This is a genomic window from Streptomyces sp. YGL11-2, assembly GCF_050054615.1.
Lineage (GTDB): Bacteria > Actinomycetota > Actinomycetes > Streptomycetales > Streptomycetaceae > Streptomyces.
Map to the genome: position 1 here is coordinate 502818 of NZ_JBNHIN010000001.1, position 16054 is coordinate 518871.

At 68.9% G+C, this 16054-nt stretch carries 14 protein-coding genes and 1 pseudogene; 12 read left to right on the forward strand and 3 right to left on the reverse strand.

The annotated features are described in order from the left end of the window. The 3 genes from ACO1BR_RS02255 to ACO1BR_RS02265 all read left to right on the forward strand — a co-directional run. The coding region (locus ACO1BR_RS02255; protein WP_426793300.1) for an asparagine synthase-related protein at positions 1-1138 on the forward strand (1138 nt) is incomplete at its 5' end. Positions 1139-1169: 31 nt separating this feature from the next. Then, positions 1170-1430 (forward strand): lasso peptide biosynthesis PqqD family chaperone, encoded by a 261-nt coding sequence (locus ACO1BR_RS02260; protein WP_426793301.1) that lies wholly within the window; start codon positions 1170-1172, stop codon positions 1428-1430. Next, on the forward strand, positions 1427-1852 hold the full coding sequence (locus ACO1BR_RS02265) for a lasso peptide biosynthesis B2 protein (RefSeq protein WP_426793302.1): 426 nt from the start codon (positions 1427-1429) through the stop codon (positions 1850-1852). Before ACO1BR_RS02260 ends, ACO1BR_RS02265 begins: the two co-directional genes overlap by 4 nt. A gap of 73 nt (positions 1853-1925) precedes the next feature. On the opposite strand, the gene ACO1BR_RS02270 is transcribed toward ACO1BR_RS02265, so the two are convergent. After that, complete coding sequence (locus ACO1BR_RS02270) at positions 1926-2180, reverse strand: hypothetical protein (RefSeq protein ID WP_426793303.1); 255 nt, start codon at positions 2178-2180, stop codon at positions 1926-1928. 694 nt (positions 2181-2874) lie between these two features. On the opposite strand from ACO1BR_RS02270, the gene ACO1BR_RS02275 reads away from it, so the two are divergent. From ACO1BR_RS02275 to ACO1BR_RS02305, 7 genes are all read left to right on the forward strand, one after another. Continuing rightward, entirely contained in the window at positions 2875-3867 is a 993-nt protein-coding gene (locus tag ACO1BR_RS02275; protein ID WP_426793304.1) for an FG-GAP repeat domain-containing protein, read from the forward strand. 886 nt (positions 3868-4753) lie between these two features. After that, positions 4754-6343 (forward strand): AbfB domain-containing protein, encoded by a 1590-nt coding sequence (locus ACO1BR_RS02280; RefSeq protein ID WP_426793305.1) that lies wholly within the window; start codon positions 4754-4756, stop codon positions 6341-6343. Positions 6344-6402: 59 nt separating this feature from the next. Beyond that, positions 6403-6957, forward strand: coding sequence for an RICIN domain-containing protein (locus ACO1BR_RS02285; protein ID WP_426793306.1), 555 nt, complete (start codon positions 6403-6405; stop codon positions 6955-6957). Positions 6958-7071: 114 nt separating this feature from the next. Continuing rightward, the gene (locus ACO1BR_RS02290; RefSeq protein ID WP_426793307.1) at positions 7072-7752 is read left to right on the forward strand and encodes an RICIN domain-containing protein; all 681 of its coding nucleotides are present in this window, start codon (positions 7072-7074) and stop codon (positions 7750-7752) included. A gap of 46 nt (positions 7753-7798) precedes the next feature. Beyond that, positions 7799-8902, forward strand: coding sequence for a hypothetical protein (locus ACO1BR_RS02295; protein WP_426793308.1), 1104 nt, complete (start codon positions 7799-7801; stop codon positions 8900-8902). Between the two features lie 209 nt (positions 8903-9111). Continuing rightward, positions 9112-13008 carry a hypothetical protein gene (locus ACO1BR_RS02300; protein ID WP_426793309.1) on the forward strand — a complete coding sequence of 1299 codons (3897 nt, stop codon included), beginning with the start codon at positions 9112-9114 and terminating at the stop codon, positions 13006-13008. Positions 13009-13020: 12 nt separating this feature from the next. Continuing rightward, entirely contained in the window at positions 13021-13353 is a 333-nt protein-coding gene (locus tag ACO1BR_RS02305; protein ID WP_426793310.1) for a hypothetical protein, read from the forward strand. Positions 13354-13608: 255 nt separating this feature from the next. On the opposite strand, the pseudogene ACO1BR_RS02310 reads toward ACO1BR_RS02305, so the two are convergent. Then, positions 13609-14143, reverse strand: a pseudogene (locus ACO1BR_RS02310) (transposase); the annotation flags it as partial. 225 nt (positions 14144-14368) lie between these two features. Between ACO1BR_RS02310 and ACO1BR_RS02315 the strand changes: the two are divergent. After that, the gene (locus ACO1BR_RS02315) at positions 14369-14737 is read left to right on the forward strand and encodes an effector-associated constant component EACC1 (protein WP_426793342.1); all 369 of its coding nucleotides are present in this window, start codon (positions 14369-14371) and stop codon (positions 14735-14737) included. Continuing rightward, positions 14734-15324 (forward strand): caspase family protein, encoded by a 591-nt coding sequence (locus tag ACO1BR_RS02320; protein ID WP_426793311.1) that lies wholly within the window; start codon positions 14734-14736, stop codon positions 15322-15324. Before ACO1BR_RS02315 ends, ACO1BR_RS02320 begins: the two co-directional genes overlap by 4 nt. 121 nt (positions 15325-15445) lie before the next feature. On the opposite strand, the gene ACO1BR_RS02325 is transcribed toward ACO1BR_RS02320, so the two are convergent. Continuing rightward, a partial coding sequence (locus ACO1BR_RS02325; RefSeq protein ID WP_426793312.1) for an IS701 family transposase occupies positions 15446-16054 on the reverse strand: 609 nt, incomplete at its 5' end.

The window sequence follows — 16054 nt, forward strand, 5'->3', positions numbered from 1 at the left end:
CGGCACCCAGCCCCTCAGTGCGGACCTCTCCGGCGGCATGGATTCCACCAGCATCGCCCTGCTGGCCACCCGGCACCGGGCTTCGCTCACCGCCTTCACCATGGAGAACGACGACCAGGCCGACGAGGACGCCCAGTGGGCCAGGCAGGCCGCGGCCGGCCTGTCGGAGCTCAACCACGTCGTCTACTCGAACCGCGAACTGCCGTCGTTCTTCGGCGACTTGGTGGAGGTGGACGACGTTCCCGACGAGCCCTCGACGGCCGTACTGAGCGCACCCCGACTGCGCGCGGTGCGCCAGCGGGCCCTGGCGCACGGCTCGCGGCTGCACCTCGACGGGCTGGGCGGCGACCAACTGCTGTGCGGGCACCCGGCCTACCACCACGACCTGCTGCGCCGCCGGCCGCTGCTGGCCGTCCAGCGCCTCAGGGTGATGACCCAACTGCGCCGTACCGGCTGGGGTGTTGAGGCCCGTGGTCTGCTGGAGCGCGACTCCTACCCCAGCTGGTTCACGGACCGGGCCCACGGCCGCGTCCGCCGCGCCCCGAGCCCGCTGTCCGACTGGGGCCACTTCCCGGACCTGCCCGCCTGGCTCACCCCGGACGCCAGGGAGATGGTGACCCGGACCCTGCAGGTCACGGCCGAGACGGCCCGGCCGCTCGCTCCCAGCCGGGGACGGCACAACGACCTGCTGGCCATCCAGGACGCCGGACGGCTGATCCGCCAGTGCCACCAGCTGACCGAAACCCGGGACTTCAGCCACACCTCCCCCTTCCTCGACGACCGGGTCATCCAGGCGTGCCTGGCCGTCCGGCCCGAACAACGCGTCACCCCCTGGGAGTTCAAACCCCTCATCAAGGCGGCGATGGCAGACGTCATGCCGCCAGGGGTGCTGACCCGACGGACCAAGGGCGACGGCACCACCCTCGTCGCCGAAGGCTTCGAGCGGCACCGGCGGGAGCTCGCGGAACTGTGGGACGGTTCCCACCTGGCCGCCCTGGGCCTCATCGACCCGAAACCGCTGCGTGAGCTGTTCGACCTGCCCTACACCAACAGCCTCCACCAAGGCGCGATGCAGACCGCGCTCAGCTGTGAACTGTGGGCCCGGGCCGCCCGACCGGCAGCCGCCACCCGCCCCTGAGCCCGCCCCGGGCCCCGAGCAGGAGACAACGATGACCTGGAGACTGCACCCCGACGTCTCAACAGTGGACACCGAGTACGGAACCGTCCTGCTGAACGGCAGGGACGGCCGCTACTGGCAGCTCAACGCGTCCGCCACCCTCACCTTCCACGCGCTCGTCGGCGGCAGCACGGTGCAGGAGGCCACCGAGCAGCTGATGGCCACCTACGACGTCGACGAGCCACACGCCCGCGCGGACGTGGAGCGGCTGCTGACCGGTCTCCAGCAGGCCAAGGTGGTGGAGCAGGCGTGAGTTCGGTCGTCCCCCACCGGACGAAGGTCCGGCTCTCCCCGGGCCGCCGCCTGCTGGTGCTGCTCGCCGTGGCCGTCGCCAGACGCCTGGCCGCCAAACCGCCGGCCCGGATCCGCGCCATACTGACGCGGTTGCGCAGGGGCGCCCGCGAGGCCACCTATGAGGAGGCCCGTGCCGCCAGGGAGGCCGTGGTGGCCGTCAGCCTGCGCTGCGCCGGAGACGAAGGATGCCTGCCCCGCTCGCTGGCGACCGTCCTGCTGTGCCGAGTGCGCGGCACCTGGCCCACCTGGGCGGTGGGAGTGCGGGCCCGCCTTCCGTTCGGCGCCCATGCCTGGGTGGAGGCCGAGGGCCGCATGGTGGAGGAGAAGGCGGACCGTTCCTACTTCCGCACCCTGTTCGCGGTCCCGCCGGAACAGGCATAGCCCGAGGCGACCGTCGTGCCGGCGACACCCTTCGAGGGCAAGCCGCTCTTCCTGGCGACGCGACGCCGTCCGGTCAGCCGTCCCAGGCATACACCCGTATCGGGTCGAGATGCAGTTCGTGCGGCCCCATGCAGTCCGCGACCAGAGTGGCGACGAGGGTCCCGCAGGTACAGGTCATGTTGCGGCCCCCGGTGCCCAGGGGGCCGCAACAGCCCCAGAACTTCCGGGTGGGGATGCCCACGGTCAGCGTGGGGACGTCGTCCGGATGCACGATCACGGAGTCCCGTGGGCCGGCGGAAACCACATTGCCCCACGCTGCCGGCACCATCAGAGAACGCTCCCCCGCTGGACGCCTGAGCTCGTCCCCATCGGGTTCGAAGGGGGCGCCCCACGGCTCCGGATCGATCGCGTAATGGCCCCGCGGCACCGTCGACGGCGCCAGGAAGGTCTTCTTGTCACGGTCCCTCTCATCTGTCGAGACCTCCGGAACGGCAGGCAACCGCCGGAGTTCTCCGGTGAGTTGCACAGCACACTTGGCGCAGAAGAAGACCGTCATACCCGCAGTTCTACCTGCCGCCCAGCTCGTCATCACCGCCAGGCACCGCTCCTTGCATCCGGCGAGACGCAGGCCCTGAGCCGACGCGATCGTCGAGGCCCTGGACCGGCTCCACGCTCTCCCCAACGCGGATTTCCGGCACCACCGACCGTGGCCGCGCAGCCCTGCACCCTCCCCACACGACAGCCGGGGCACAGCCCTGTCCAGACCCCGAAACCCCTGCCAAACGGCAACGGAGAGGGCCGGCAGGCAAGTTGACATCCCCTCAAGAAGATGGCAGCCATGCCCTCCCTTACCAGGCACCAAGGCATCACTTCACCACGACACCGACAGATCGGCCTTAGCGGACCGACGAGCCTGCGACTCCGTTGACACGTGGATTTGTCCTGTAAAGATTGAGTCAATAATATGCCATCCTGCCTTATGGGGCATGACGCAACCAATGTCCAACTAAATGGAGAAGTACGTGGGTTTCCGTACTGGCCGAAAGCGTGGCCGCGCACTCACCAAGATCGCCACCGCGGCGCTCACAGCGACCCTGCTGGGTGCGACCGCGGGAACCGCAGCCGCCGACAGCCCCGACCCCGTTCCGGCGCCTCTGCAGAACATCCAGCCCCAGGCGCTGAAGCTGACCGTCCCCTGGGCCGCCAAGGGCAAGGCCCCGAACGCCCCTGAGGGCCGCATGGCGACGCCTGCGCGCACCGCCCCGGGCGCGGTGAGCTCCCCGACCTTCCACTTCTCGGGCGTGACGCGCGGCGGTGACCTCTACCAGCAGATGCCGAACGGCAAGGGGTTCGAACCGCGCACTCGCGTGGCACCCGGCTGGGGCATCTTCAAGGCCGCACAGAACGTCGACCGCGACAAGGACGGCTTCGCCGACGGGCTCTACACCTGGGACGCTGACGGCAACCTGCGCTTCACGTCCCCGAAGGACGAGTTCGAAACCGAGACCACCCTGATCGGTGGGGGCTGGAACATCTACGACAAGGTCCTCTCCCCCGGTGACCTCGGTGGCAACCCGGAGCCCGACATCATGGCCATCGACAAGGCGGGCGTGATGTATGTCTACCTCGCCCACTCCGACGGCCGGCTGACCGGGCGCACCGCGATCGGTGGCGGTTGGGACCAGTACACCCAGATCGCCGGCCAGGGCGACCTGACCGGTGACGGCAGGGCCGACATCGTCGCTCGCGACAAGTCGGGAGCCCTGTGGCTCTACAAGGGCACCGGCAACTGGAAGGCCCCTTTCGAAGCCCGCCAGAAGATCGGCGACGGCTGGAACAGGTACGACTCCCTGCTCTCCACCGGTGATGTGGACGGCGACGGCAACGCCGACCTGCTGGCTCGCACCCCCAGTGGCGACCTGATGCTCTACAAGGGCAACGGCAACACCCCGGACCCGTACGACAACCCGGTCAAGATCGGCTGGAGTTACGACACCTACCGGCTGATGTTCTGACGCCGCACCGCTTCCCCGGCCGACGCAGGGGTCGCGCTCCCTCCGAGGAGGACGACCCCTGCGTCCACCATGCCTGGGGTCGCCTCTTGGTTGCGAAGCCTGGACCCTCCCGGTGCCGGAGCGTTCGCCGCTCGCACCACGGCGGAACCCGGTCCAGGCATACGGAACCAAGGTGACCGGACCGGCACACCGGGAAAGGTCAACACCTCCCCATGATGGGGAGTGTTACTGCAGGTTCACGCACGGCATGTCACCCCATTCTGGTCAAGATTCGATAAATGGCCGAACTTTTTTGTGATTGGCCGTCAACACCCTCCGCGCCTTGCGGCTGCGGGCCAAGAGGCCATCTTCAGGGGGGTGGGCGACCCCTTCGAGCCGACTCATGGGCGTTGAATCTTTTGACCAAGACCTGGTACTTACTTAATCAGACATTTACGGATACTGCCCGCCATCAACGGGCATAGCTCGGCAGGGGATTCGACCAGTCATGACCGTGGAGGCCGGGCCCGTACGCCTGCTTCGGGCACCGTTCAGGAGCGGTCGGGCATGTCCCGCCCCCTGTCCTGCTTCCGTGGGAACGAGGAGCAACGGGAAGAGGCGTCAGGCAATGCGCCGGCCAAGAGCCACGCGGCTCGGGCGGATGCGCCACGGCAAAGGCGTCAGGAGCTTCCGCGTTCCCGGCCTCGCCTCACACCCGGGTCTGCCGGCTACCTGATCGGCCGGCGAGCGAGTCTGCCAGAGACCCGAGAGGGATGAGCGGGAACAGCCTGCTGCCCCCTCAATCAGCCGTCGACCGACGGCAAGCGAAATCTCCGAGTTGCGTTTCCGTCCGCCCGCACGCTCCGGGCCGCGCCCACGGGACGCTGGAAGGGTTACTGAACACAGAATGGACAAGAGCCGCACCAACAACCCGGGAATGCGGAGGGCCGTCAAGCGAGGGATCGTGACCGCCACCGCGCTCGCGGCGGTCACCGGCGTGGCCGCACCGGTTTCCTTTGCCGCGCCGACGGACTCGGTGGCCAGGGCAGCGGACATCGGGACCGGTGACGAGCAGCGGGTGAACGCCGCTGCCGTGGTTCACCTCGACCCGGGCCCGGACGTGATGCTCCTCAGCGACAGCGACTTCATCCACGCGCTGTGGCAGAAGGCCAGGGATGCCGGCGACGCCCTGCGAGCGGTGCGTACGGCCGCCGAGGAGGTCATGATGGTCGGCACCTCGGCCGCGGACCAGGTCCGGTTCATCACCACCGGCATCCACGAGGCGTACGAGGTCGACAAGCAGCGGGAGAAGGATCGGGCCGCTGCCGACCGTGCGGCGCGGACCGCCAAGCAGCAGGTCCTGATCAAGATCGGCATATCGGTCACCCCGGAATTGCTGGGGCTCAGTGACGACAACTTCATCCGGAAGGTGATGAAGGACCCGGCTTCCGGGCCGGAGGTCCGGGACGCGGCTGCCCGCGCGCTGGCCGGTGATGCCGCGTCCTGGCAGGAATTCATCGCCACCGGAGCGCGTGAGGCCCGCGACCGGGACGTGGCCAACGAGCTCAAGGAGAAGGCCGAGAAGGAGGCTCAGGAACTCAAGCGGAGCGAGGAGCTGAAGGACCGCAAGGGCACCGCGACGCTCTTCGAGACGCGCTTCGACGTCACGTTCTCCGATTCCGTCTTCGAGCTCAGCGACGACAACTTCATCCGCGAACTCCTGCGCCGCACCCCCGCCGACGGCCAGCACACCGAGCTGTACGCCGCGGCCCAGCGGGCGGTGCTCAGCTCCAACCCGGCGGACTGGAAGGAGTTCCTTCACGCCGGCGCCACGAAGGCCAACAATCTCGACTACGAGAACCTCCGCAAGAAGCGGGCCGACGCGGACCGCAGGCTGGCACTGCAGATCCAGACCCGCGCCGAGAAGACGGGGGTCCACCCCGGTCTGGTCGCCGCGGCGAAGAAGGCGCTGGCCGGTAGCGACGAGGACGTCGCGCGGTTCCTCATGGAGGGCCAGCAGCGGGCGCTGCGGCAGTCCTTCCAGGCCAGCGGTGCCCAACTCGCCGGCTGGTACGTCCGCCAGTCCGACGCGGACAAGGGAGAGGCATTCCTCGCCCCCGTCAACGGAAAGGGCAGGCAGGCCGACCGCGAGGACGCCACCTGGGTCATCGTGCCCGCCCTCGGCGGCCAGACCGGCTGCTACTCCTTCGAGTCGGCCCGCAAGCCCGGCTACTACCTGATGCAGAAGGACCTCCGGGTCCGACTGGCCGCCGACGACAAGAGCGAGGCATTCCGCAAGGACGCCAGCTGGTGTGCCCGCAAGGGCCTGGCCGGCTCCGGCACGTCCTTCGAGTCGGCGGGCAGGTCGGGGCGCTGGCTGCGGCAGTTCCAGGGTGACCTCTACGCGGCCGACAGGAGCGGCAAGCAGCGCTACGAAGCCGAGAAGGACTTCGCGCAGGACGCCACCTGGAAGATCTCCGCCCCGCTCGCGCGCTGACGCTCCGCCCGGCGAACCCACTCCTCTCCTCAAGAAGCAAGAAGGACGGAACACCCCCCATGTCTCGGATCACCCGAGTCGCGCTGGCCATCGGCGCCGGCGTCGCCGCGCTGGCCGGCAGCGTCACCACGGCACACGCAGACGAGTCCGAGCCCCGCCCCACCGCCGGTCGGACGGCGGTCGTCCAGCTGCAGGCGGCCCACAGCGGACAGTGCCTCACCATCGACAACGGCAGCTTCCGCAACGGCGCCAACGCCGTTCAGTCGCAGTGCGCCGACGGCGCGGACAGTCAGCTCTTCGAGCTGGTCCCCACCGGTTCGGCGACCTTCGAGGTGCGTGTCAAGCACAGCGGCAAGTGCCTCGAAGTGGAGAACAGCGGCACCCAGGCCGGCGCCAACGTGCAGCAGTGGTGGTGCAGCGGCGGCGACCAGATGCGCTGGCGTCTGGTGATGGTCGACGTCGCCAAGGAACTCTACGAGCTGCGGCCCCTGCACGCGGACCTGCGCTGCCTGGACATCAAGGACGCCAGCCTCAAGGAAGGCGCCAACGCGCAGAGCTGGTACTGCAACGGCACCGCCGCGCAGCGCTGGCAGCTCAAGCCGGCCACGGCCTGACCCCGCCCGCGTCCGCCGAGCCGGTCGCCCCCGTGACCGGCTCGGCGCCGCCGGGAACCGCCCGCGCCCCACCCCGTCGGGCTCCCCACCCATCGAGAAGAAACGGACTTCCAGATGTCTCGGACCATCCGAGCCGCCCTGGCCATCGCCTGCAGCGTTGCCGCACTGACCGCCGGCGCGACCACCGCCTACGCGAGCGGGGACGACGCCGCAAGGGAAGCCGCCGCGAAGGCTGCCACGGCCGCGAAGGCCGTCAGCAAGAAGGACGCGGCCGACGACGCCGCCAAGAAGGCGTTCGAAGCCGCGCGCGAAGCCGCCAAGAAGGCCCAGACCGCCAAGGACGCCGCCTCGGACAAGGGCGACACCGTCCGGATCCAACTCCCGCGGAGCGGCAAGTGCCTCGGGATCGACTCCGCGAGCAAGGACAACGGCGCGGCGGCACTGCAGTGGACGTGCAACGAAGGCCAGGCACAGCAGTGGCGCGCCATACCCACCGTCGACTCGTCGTTCGTGCTGCGTAACGAGAACAGCGGCAAGTGCCTTGAGGTGGAGAACAGCGGCACCCAGGCCGGCGCCCGTGTCCAGCAGTGGGGCTGCAGCGGCGGTGGCGCCCAGCTGCGCTGGCGGATGGTGCTCGTCGATCCCGTCAGCAAGCTCTACCAGCTGCGCCCCCTGCACACCCCGGATCGCTGCCTGGACATCGACCACGGCAAGAAGGACGACGGCATCAAGACTCAGCAGTGGTACTGCAACCAGACCGACGCGCAGCTGTGGCGGGTCCTGCCGGTCAAGTGACCTCTCGATCAGCGCAATCGAACCTTCCGATCCTGAGAGGTCAACAGTGAGCCGTAAGTTGTGGGTCGCGCAGGCGGTGACGGCGGGCCTGCTGGCCGGCGGTACTGCCTTCGCGACGGTGACACCCGCCTGGGCCGACGCCCCGGTGCCCGCCGTCGTCCCGGCCGACCAGCCGGCGAACCAGGGCGTAACCGCCAAGGCCGCGGCGGCCGACGAGGCGCGCGACTACGTCCATCGGCTGGCGATGTCGCACCTGCCTGCCGAGATCCGTACCTCGGCGTGGAACGCGCTGCGCAACTCCCGTGGAGACGAGGCGATCGCGGAGTGGCTGGCGCCCGGCGGCGGCTACGACTACGCCAAGCAGCGGCTGCGGGACACCCGGGTCCGGAACAAGGCGTTCTGCGCACGGGTCGTCCAGACCCACACCGCCGAGTTCTCCCCCGCGACGCGCGCCGCGGCCGCCCGCGCGTTGAAGGGCACGGACGCGGACCGGGCGGCGTTCGTGCGGACCGGGTACGCCGAGGCGCGGCAGCGCGACCGGGCCACCCGCGAGGCGGACGGCCGGCACACGCACGAAGTCGCCACCAGCGACCGTGAGTTCATCCGTTCGGTCGCCGAGAACGACCCGGGCGAGCAGGTACGGGTGGCGGCCCAGTGGGCGCTGCGGCCCGGCGCGAGCGACGCGGACGTCGCGGAGTTCTTCGGCTACGGCTGGATGACCGGCGCGACGCTGGACCTGGAGGGTTACCGGCTGCGGACCGCGGACGCGGAGCGGGTGCGGCACCACACCCTGTCCCGTCTGATCGAGCAGGCCGAGGCGGCCGAGGCCGCGGTGAACGGTGCGGTCGACGCGGCAAAGGCCAGGGCCGAGGCCGAACGGGCCTGGCAGGCGGTTGCCGAGCACGCGGGTGCCGCACAGCAGGCATGGCTGGCCGAGCAGGCCGCGGCCAAGTCCCAGGCGGACAACTGGAAGCACGTCGCCGAGCTCGCCAAGGAAGCCGCGGACGGGATCTGGAAGGGCATCGCCGACCCGGCCGAGGCCACCCGGGACACCTGGGCCGAGGAACAGGCGCAGGCCGTTGAAACCGCCCGGTTCTGGCGGGACATGTACGACCGCGCCCAGGCCGCCGAGAGCCGCGTCAAGGGCTGATCTTCCCAGTCGTTCAGCCGGCGCGCGGCGTGCGCGTCGGCTGAACACCCCTGCCCTGCACGCACATGCAGCGCAGGGGTTTTCGCTGTACACCCAACACATCCCAACCAACTCATCCCAATTGGGGGTTTCTTTCCGTGATGGGGAGATTCCGGCCGAGAGCCGGAAGACCACGCGGCGGCGGTCTCGCCGGGATAGCGCGCAAGACGGTGACCACGACGGTGGTGGTGGCGCTGCTGGGCGGTATGACGAGCCAGGCAACGGCCGCGACCGCAGAGCGCGTTCAGCGTGCCGAGGCCAGGGCCGGCTTCACCCAGGCGATGGCGACCCTGGACCGGGTGGCCGCCGCGCTGCCGAAGACGTCCGACAGACCGGCCGCCGCGCCGCGCTCCGAGCTGGACCGGATCAGCGCGGAACGGGACCGCCAACTCGTCGCGGACTTCGCGGAGTTCGACGAGGAGGACGAAGTCCGCGAGGCCGCCCAAAAGGCCCTGGACAGCGACGACCCGAACGCGATCAAGGAGTTCCTGGAGCACGGCGAGGCCGACGCCCGCCAGCGCGCCAAGGACAAGAAGAGCGGTACCGACACCGCGAACCGCAAGAAGATCGAGGCGATGCGCGGCACCGGCGGGCCGACGTTCAACGCCGAGGTCGAACGCGTCCTGGGGCCGAAGGCGACCGCCAAGGACCGGGAGGACTTCCTGGCCTTCGGTGCGGAGATCGCCCGCCAGAAGGACCAGAAGGACGAGAAGAACGCCAAGGAGCGCGCGGCCGAGCTCCGCAAGCGTGTCGAGCTGCTGGCCAACGCCGGCGGCCCCGAGGTGAAGAAGGCCGCCCAGGCCGCGCTGGCCGCGGGCACCGACAAGGCGATCGAGGAGTTCCTGGAGAAGGGCTACCAGGTCGCGGCGAAGAAGGACGCCGACGACCGGGCGGCCCAGGAGAAGGCCCAGAAGGAGGCTCAGGAGGCCGCGGAGAAGCTGCGTGAGCTGGCCGAGAAGGCACGGCGCGCGGCGGAGGCCCGTACCAAGCTGATCGGCTTCCACGGCGATGCCGTCAAGGCGCTCAAGGACGCGTCGAACGCGATGACGTCGGCGGCCCAGGCATCGCGTGAGGCCGACCGGATGCTCTCGGCGGACCGGGCCGGCAAGCGCCTGTCCTCCTACGACGACGTCAAGGCCGAGGTCGAACGCCAGGTCGGGTACGCCGCCGAGGCGGCCCGGCGGGCCAAGGTCGCGGCGGGCCAGGCCAAGGTGCAGGCCGACGTTCTGGTGGAGACCGGGCTGACCCATGGCACGCAGTGGTCCGAGGTCGCCTCGGGCATCGCGGCCGCGTCGGACGCGGCAGCCAAGGCCGCCCAGACCGCCCAGCACGCCGTCGACGCCACCGCCGCCGACGCCGCGGCGCTGCACGGCAAGAACGCGGCCGAAGCGCACGAGCAGCAGGCCAGGCAGTGGCGGGCCAACGCCGAGGAGCACGCCAAGGCCGCAGCCCAACTGGCCGCGGCAGCCGACAAGCAGGCAACGGTCGCTGCGGACGCGGCCGCCCGCGCCAAGCAGGCCCGCGTCGACGCCGAGAGGGCCGAGAAGGAAGCCTGGGAACACGCCAAGAAGACCCGCGAGGCCCGTGTCGAGGCCCAGCGTCAGGCCAGGATCGCCAGCGAGCAGCGCGCGATCGCCGAACGCGAACGCAACCTGGCCGCCCAGGCACGGGCCCGCGCCGAACGCGAACGTGACAACGCGGCTGCGGCGCGGGCACGTGCGGAGGCCGAGGCCCGTACGGCGTCCGCGGCGCGCGCGCAGGCCCAGGCGGCCGCGGCCACGGCGGCCTCGGCGCGTGCCAGTGCCGCCGAGAAGGAAGGCGTCGCGGCCAGGGCGGACGAGAAGGCCCGCGGCGAGGAGACCAACGCCCGCAACGCCCGCAACGCGGCGTTCAAGGCCGAGCAGAACCACCAGGCCAAGGAAGCACGAGCCAAGGCCACCGAGGCGATGGCCGCTTCGGGCCGCGGCACCGCCGCCGCCGGCGAGGCCAGTGCCGCGGCACAGGCAGCCCGCGCCGACGCCAACACCGCCGGTGCTGCGGCGGGCCAGGCCCGCAGCGCCGCCGACACCGCCAGCGGCGCGGCGGTACGCGCCCGTTCCGCGGCCACCGAGGCCGCGGGCGCGGCTGCGCGTTCACGGGCCGCAGCGGCCGAGGCAACTGCCCACGCGGCGCGCGCCAACGCCGCCGCCAACAAAGCGGAAGCCGCCGCCGCGCGTGCCAACGCCGCGGCCAACAATGCCGAGGCCGAGTACCAGTCCACCCACGCCGCGGCGCTGAAGGCCAACACCAAGGCAGCCGAGGCCACCGCCCAGGAAGCCCGCGCCGGCATCGCCGCCCACGAGGCATCCCGCCTCGCCGGACAGGCCGCCATCGAGGCCAACCAGGCCCTCCAGGCAGCCAACCGCACCAAGGACGAAGCCGAGGGCGCGGTCCGCGAAGCGGCCATGGCCAGGCTCCAGTCCACCATCGCCGTCCAGGCGTCCGGGGCCGCCCGCACCACCGCGGCCGGCATCGCCGACCCCGCCAACACCGCCATCGAGCTGACGGCCCCCTTCTCCGGCAAGGACGTCGACGCCGACTTCGCCGCCGACGTCGCCAAGGCCGCCCAGGAGACCGGCGAGGAGCAGGTCGCCGCCGCCGAGTCCAGGGCCGCCGAAGCGGTCAAGGCCGCCGAGGCCGCCGAGGCCGCCGCCAAGCGGGCCAACGCCCAGGTTGCCCCGGCCTTCAAGGCCGCCGCCAACGCCGCCAGGTCCTCGGCCAACGCCGCCCGTTCCGCGGCCGCCGCCATGAAGTCCGCGGCACAGGCAGCAGCTGACGGGGCGAAGGCCAGGGCCGCCGCGGCATCCGCCAACAAGGCCGACGCCCAGGCCAAGGCCGATGCCAACCTCGCCCGCCAAGCCGCCAACCAGGCCGCCGCGGACGCGGCAGCCGCGCGCAAGGCCGCCAACGAGGCCGAAGCCGAAGCCGCACGGGCCCGCAAGGCCGCCGCCGAGGCGGACCAACACGCCGCCGCGGCCAACAGCGCCGCCAACCAGGCCGAACACGAGGCCAGCGTCGCGGAGAGCGCCGCAACCAAGGCCAAGGAGGACGCCGACGCCGCCGGCAAGCTCGCCGACTCCGCCGAAAACCACGCCAAGTCCGCGGAGGCAGCGGCCAAGAACGCCAACAAGTACGCCAAGGAGGCGGACGAAGCGGCGAACAAGGCGGAGGAGTACGAGCGGGAGCAGGAGCGCAAGCGTCGGGCGGAGGCGGCCAAGGATGACACCAGCGGTGGCAATAAGCTGTCGCCGGAGGAGGAAAAGGCGCTCAAGGACGCTGGTATATCGCCCGAGGAGTACGAGAAGGCCAGAGCGCTCGCGGACAAGGACGTCGTCGACTTCCTCAAAGAAAACGGCGGCAAGATCCTCGAAGAGCTCCTCGGTCTCGATGACATCAAGAAGTGCTTCACCGAAGGCAACGTCGAGAGCTGCTTCTGGACGCTGGTCGGAGCGCTTCCCTGGGGCAAGGCCCTCAAGGCCATCAAGGAACTCCCGGCGATCACAAAAGCCGTCGGCCGCATTGTCGGTGGACTCGGGACGTTCCTGAAGGAGTCCAGTGCCGCGAAGAAGCTGATCGGCAAGGGCCAGGATGTCCTGGCTAAGGTGCGGAAGAGCGCCATCTGTCCGGTGCGGTTCGCTTCCTACAGCAGCGCCTCCGCCTGCGGCCCAGCAATCGGGTCGTACACCTCGAAGGGCACCGGTAAGGACCTTAAACGTTCGGCGAAGGTCGGCGACGATCAGTGGCAGTTCAACACCGGCCACGCATACGATCGCCCCCATGAAGGGCCGAACGGAGTGAACGACTTGCGGACCACGAAGCTTCAGCCGGACAACATCGAACAAAAAATTGTTACGGACGTCTATAAGTACATAGAGGGCGGCGGCAAGGTGCCGCGGCCGGGAACACCCGGATTCTCCGGCCCTCTGGAAAGGGTGGTCGAGATCGATGGGCACGAGATCGGATACCGCGTCACGCACACTCTCGACGACACTTACCGCCTGGCTACCTACTGGCTCAACCCCAAGTGACGAAGGATAGTCGTGTCAGATTCGACGATGTACGCAAAGGCGCTGATTCAGGCTGTTCACGGAGATTCTCCCGTAGAGACTCCAGACGCCGTCCGGGATTTCATCGAGCGGATCACGTTCGCAGGCCCTGACGAGATTCTGTCAATGCTGCACGAAGTCATGGCAGAAGACTGGATGGCGCTTCCTGTATGGGCGCGCAATCTGGCGTACCGCCTTGCCTGTTTGCAGCGCTCCGACGATCCCGAGTTGCTCCGGGAGGCCGCAGCGGATCTCCTGTGTTTCGGCCCGGACTGGGACGCGGAAGCAGAGTCCCTCAAGCAACGCGCGGCACGACTGGAAACGTGAGCGATGAGGCGCTGCCCTCGGATTCGAGGGCCTCGTTGACGAGGTAGTCCTCATCTGGCAGGTGGCCTCACCGGGATTCGCTGGTGGGGCCACCTGCTTCTGTTTGCCAACTTGGCGACCCAGGTTCAGTTGCGTAGTCCGCAATCCACCGTTGCGGAAGCCACGAAGGGCGGCGTCCCTCTGGGGAGGATAATGAAAGTCGACGGTAGGGAACTCAAGTTCAGTCACTGGGAGACTGATCCGCTGCCTGCGCTTGTGCACGGGATCTACCCGGCAGTCGCGGAGGTTCTTCCAGGTCTTCATGCGGGCGAAAGTGTGCTCGACGCGGGCGCGGACCTTGCGGTGTGAGGCGTTGCGTTCCTCTTTCCAGGCCGGGAGTTCGGCCTGGCCGTGCTCGCGGCGGTGCGGGATGACCAGGCCGGTGCCCCGGTAGCCACCGTCCGCGATGACGGTGGTCGTGCCGACAGCGTCCTTCACACCGGACAGCTCCCACGCCTTGCAGTCGTTGTGGTTGCCGGGCAGGGGCCGACCGACGGCGACGACGAGGCGGGGGTCGGCGTCGATGACGACCTGGCGGTTGGTGGAGGTACCGGTAGTTCTTCGACTGTTCGGCGATGGTGTGGTCACGTGTGGGGACCAGCGTGCCGTCCACGATGAGAACGGTGTCCTTGCGGAATCGCTTGCGTTGTTGCAGGGCCAGTGCGAGCTCGAGGTGGTCGATGATGCGGTCGGCTGCCGACTTGGACACCCCGCACAGCGGCGCCAGTTGCCGCAGGGTCAGGATTGTTCGCTAGTACGCGGCGAGCACGAAAGCCATGGCGAGCGGGTCAGTCCGGTACGCCGCAAGGGAGTTCAGCGTCTCGGCCAGCGTCCAGGGCTGAATAGCAGCCGTAGCCCCTCAGATGGGATTACCGTTCGCGTCTCCTTGGACACTTTGAGTTATCTACCTTGGGTTTTTCGTGCCGCCTCGGCGGAAGCTGATGCACACTTAGTTGACGCCCGGCAAGATGGGCCTGTGGCATATCGAGAATCTCAACTGTTGTGGATTCGTACAGACAACGGAGCCGACGAACTGCGGTCCCTGCTTGCTTGGTTGCAGGGGGACGATGCGCTGCGCGGGCGGGTCCGGCTAGAGCACGCCCCAATTAGTTCAGACGAGATGGGTGGGCTGGTCGATGCGCTCACCGTAGCCCTTGGCTACGGTGGCATCGGGGTAGCGTTGTCACGCTCGTTGAGCACATGGATCTCGCAGCGTCGTTCGGACATCAAGGTCAAAGTAACTGCACGCAATGGACAGAGCATTGAAGTCGACGCCAAGCGGGTCGACGCCCAAGCGCTGATGAGAGAGATAGAGCGCATATCGCACACGGAGGAAGGAGCGTGACGCGCTACCTCGATCCGGCCCAGTCACGAGCAGTGCTGATCGGCGCCAGCAACTTCGCCGAGACAGATGGCTTGCCATCCCTACCAGCCGTTTCAGACAACCTAGAGGGCCTTCGAGCGGCACTCACCAGCTCATCGACCGGATCTCTAACTACCAAACAGTGCACACTTCTTCGCGACCCCCTAGTGGCTTCAGAGGTCGGCCAAGCTCTCGCGCGTAGCGCGGAAGCCACAGACGTGTTGTTCGTGTACTACAGCGGGCACGGACTGGTCGATGAACGCGGTCGACTCTACCTGTCATTGTCCTCGACGAAGCCGGATCAATTGCGGTGGACAGCGCTCCCTTTCGACGCTCTCCGCGAGGAGCTCGCAGCCAGTCCCGCAGCCATTCGCATACTCATTCTCGACTGCTGCTTCTCAGGTCGCGCGATCGAGGCGATGGCCGACAGCAATGGAGCGATCACTGGGCAAATCGACGTCGCTGGCACCTACACAATGACCTCGACGACAGCGAACGCAACTTCATACGCGCCGGCAGGCGCAAAATACACGGCCTTCACCCACGCCCTACTAGTAGTACTTCGTTAGGTCGTGTTAGGGGGTGGTCGATGTCTTCTCGTTCGGGTGGGTAACTGGCGGTGGCAGGTGGGGCATGCGCCGGTCCAGCACAGCAACAGGTCCTGCAGGGCGTGGAGGACTTGGTAGAAGGTCAGGCCGGCGCCGTTGCTTTTGGGTGCAGGCGACGAAGGGTGAGGAAGGCGTGGGCGGCGGTAACGAGGGTGGCGTGGTGGTGCCAGCCTCGCCAGGTACGGCCCTCGAAGTGATCCAGACCCAGGCCGTGTTTCATTTCCCGGTAGTCGTGTTCGATGCGCCAGCGCATCTTCGCCAGACGGACCAGGTGCCGCAGCGGGGTGTCGGCGGGCAGGCTGGTCAGCCAGTAGTCAGTAGGCTCCTTCTGTCTGGTGGGCCACTGACTCAGCAGCGTCGCGGTGGGCAGCACTCCGTCCCAGGCGGCGGCACCGCCCGCTTGGGTCAGGGCGAATCTGCGGGACGCGATGCCCGCCGGTCGCACTGTGTCGGCCTTGAACCTTGAGCGCATCGGGCCGCGCGAACCCCTTCGCCAGGTCGCCTGCCGGTAGCTCTTGCGTCCCGATCCGGTGGCCAGGGCCTTCAAGGGCAGCGCCGGGCTGCGGTAGCGGGTGGCGGGCTTGCGCCCGGTTCCGCTCCAGACCGGTGCGGTAGGCACCGCGTCGTGCGGATGGGCGGACTCATCAGCCCGCACCGCGACGATGAAGTCCAAGCCGCGGTCCGACAGCGC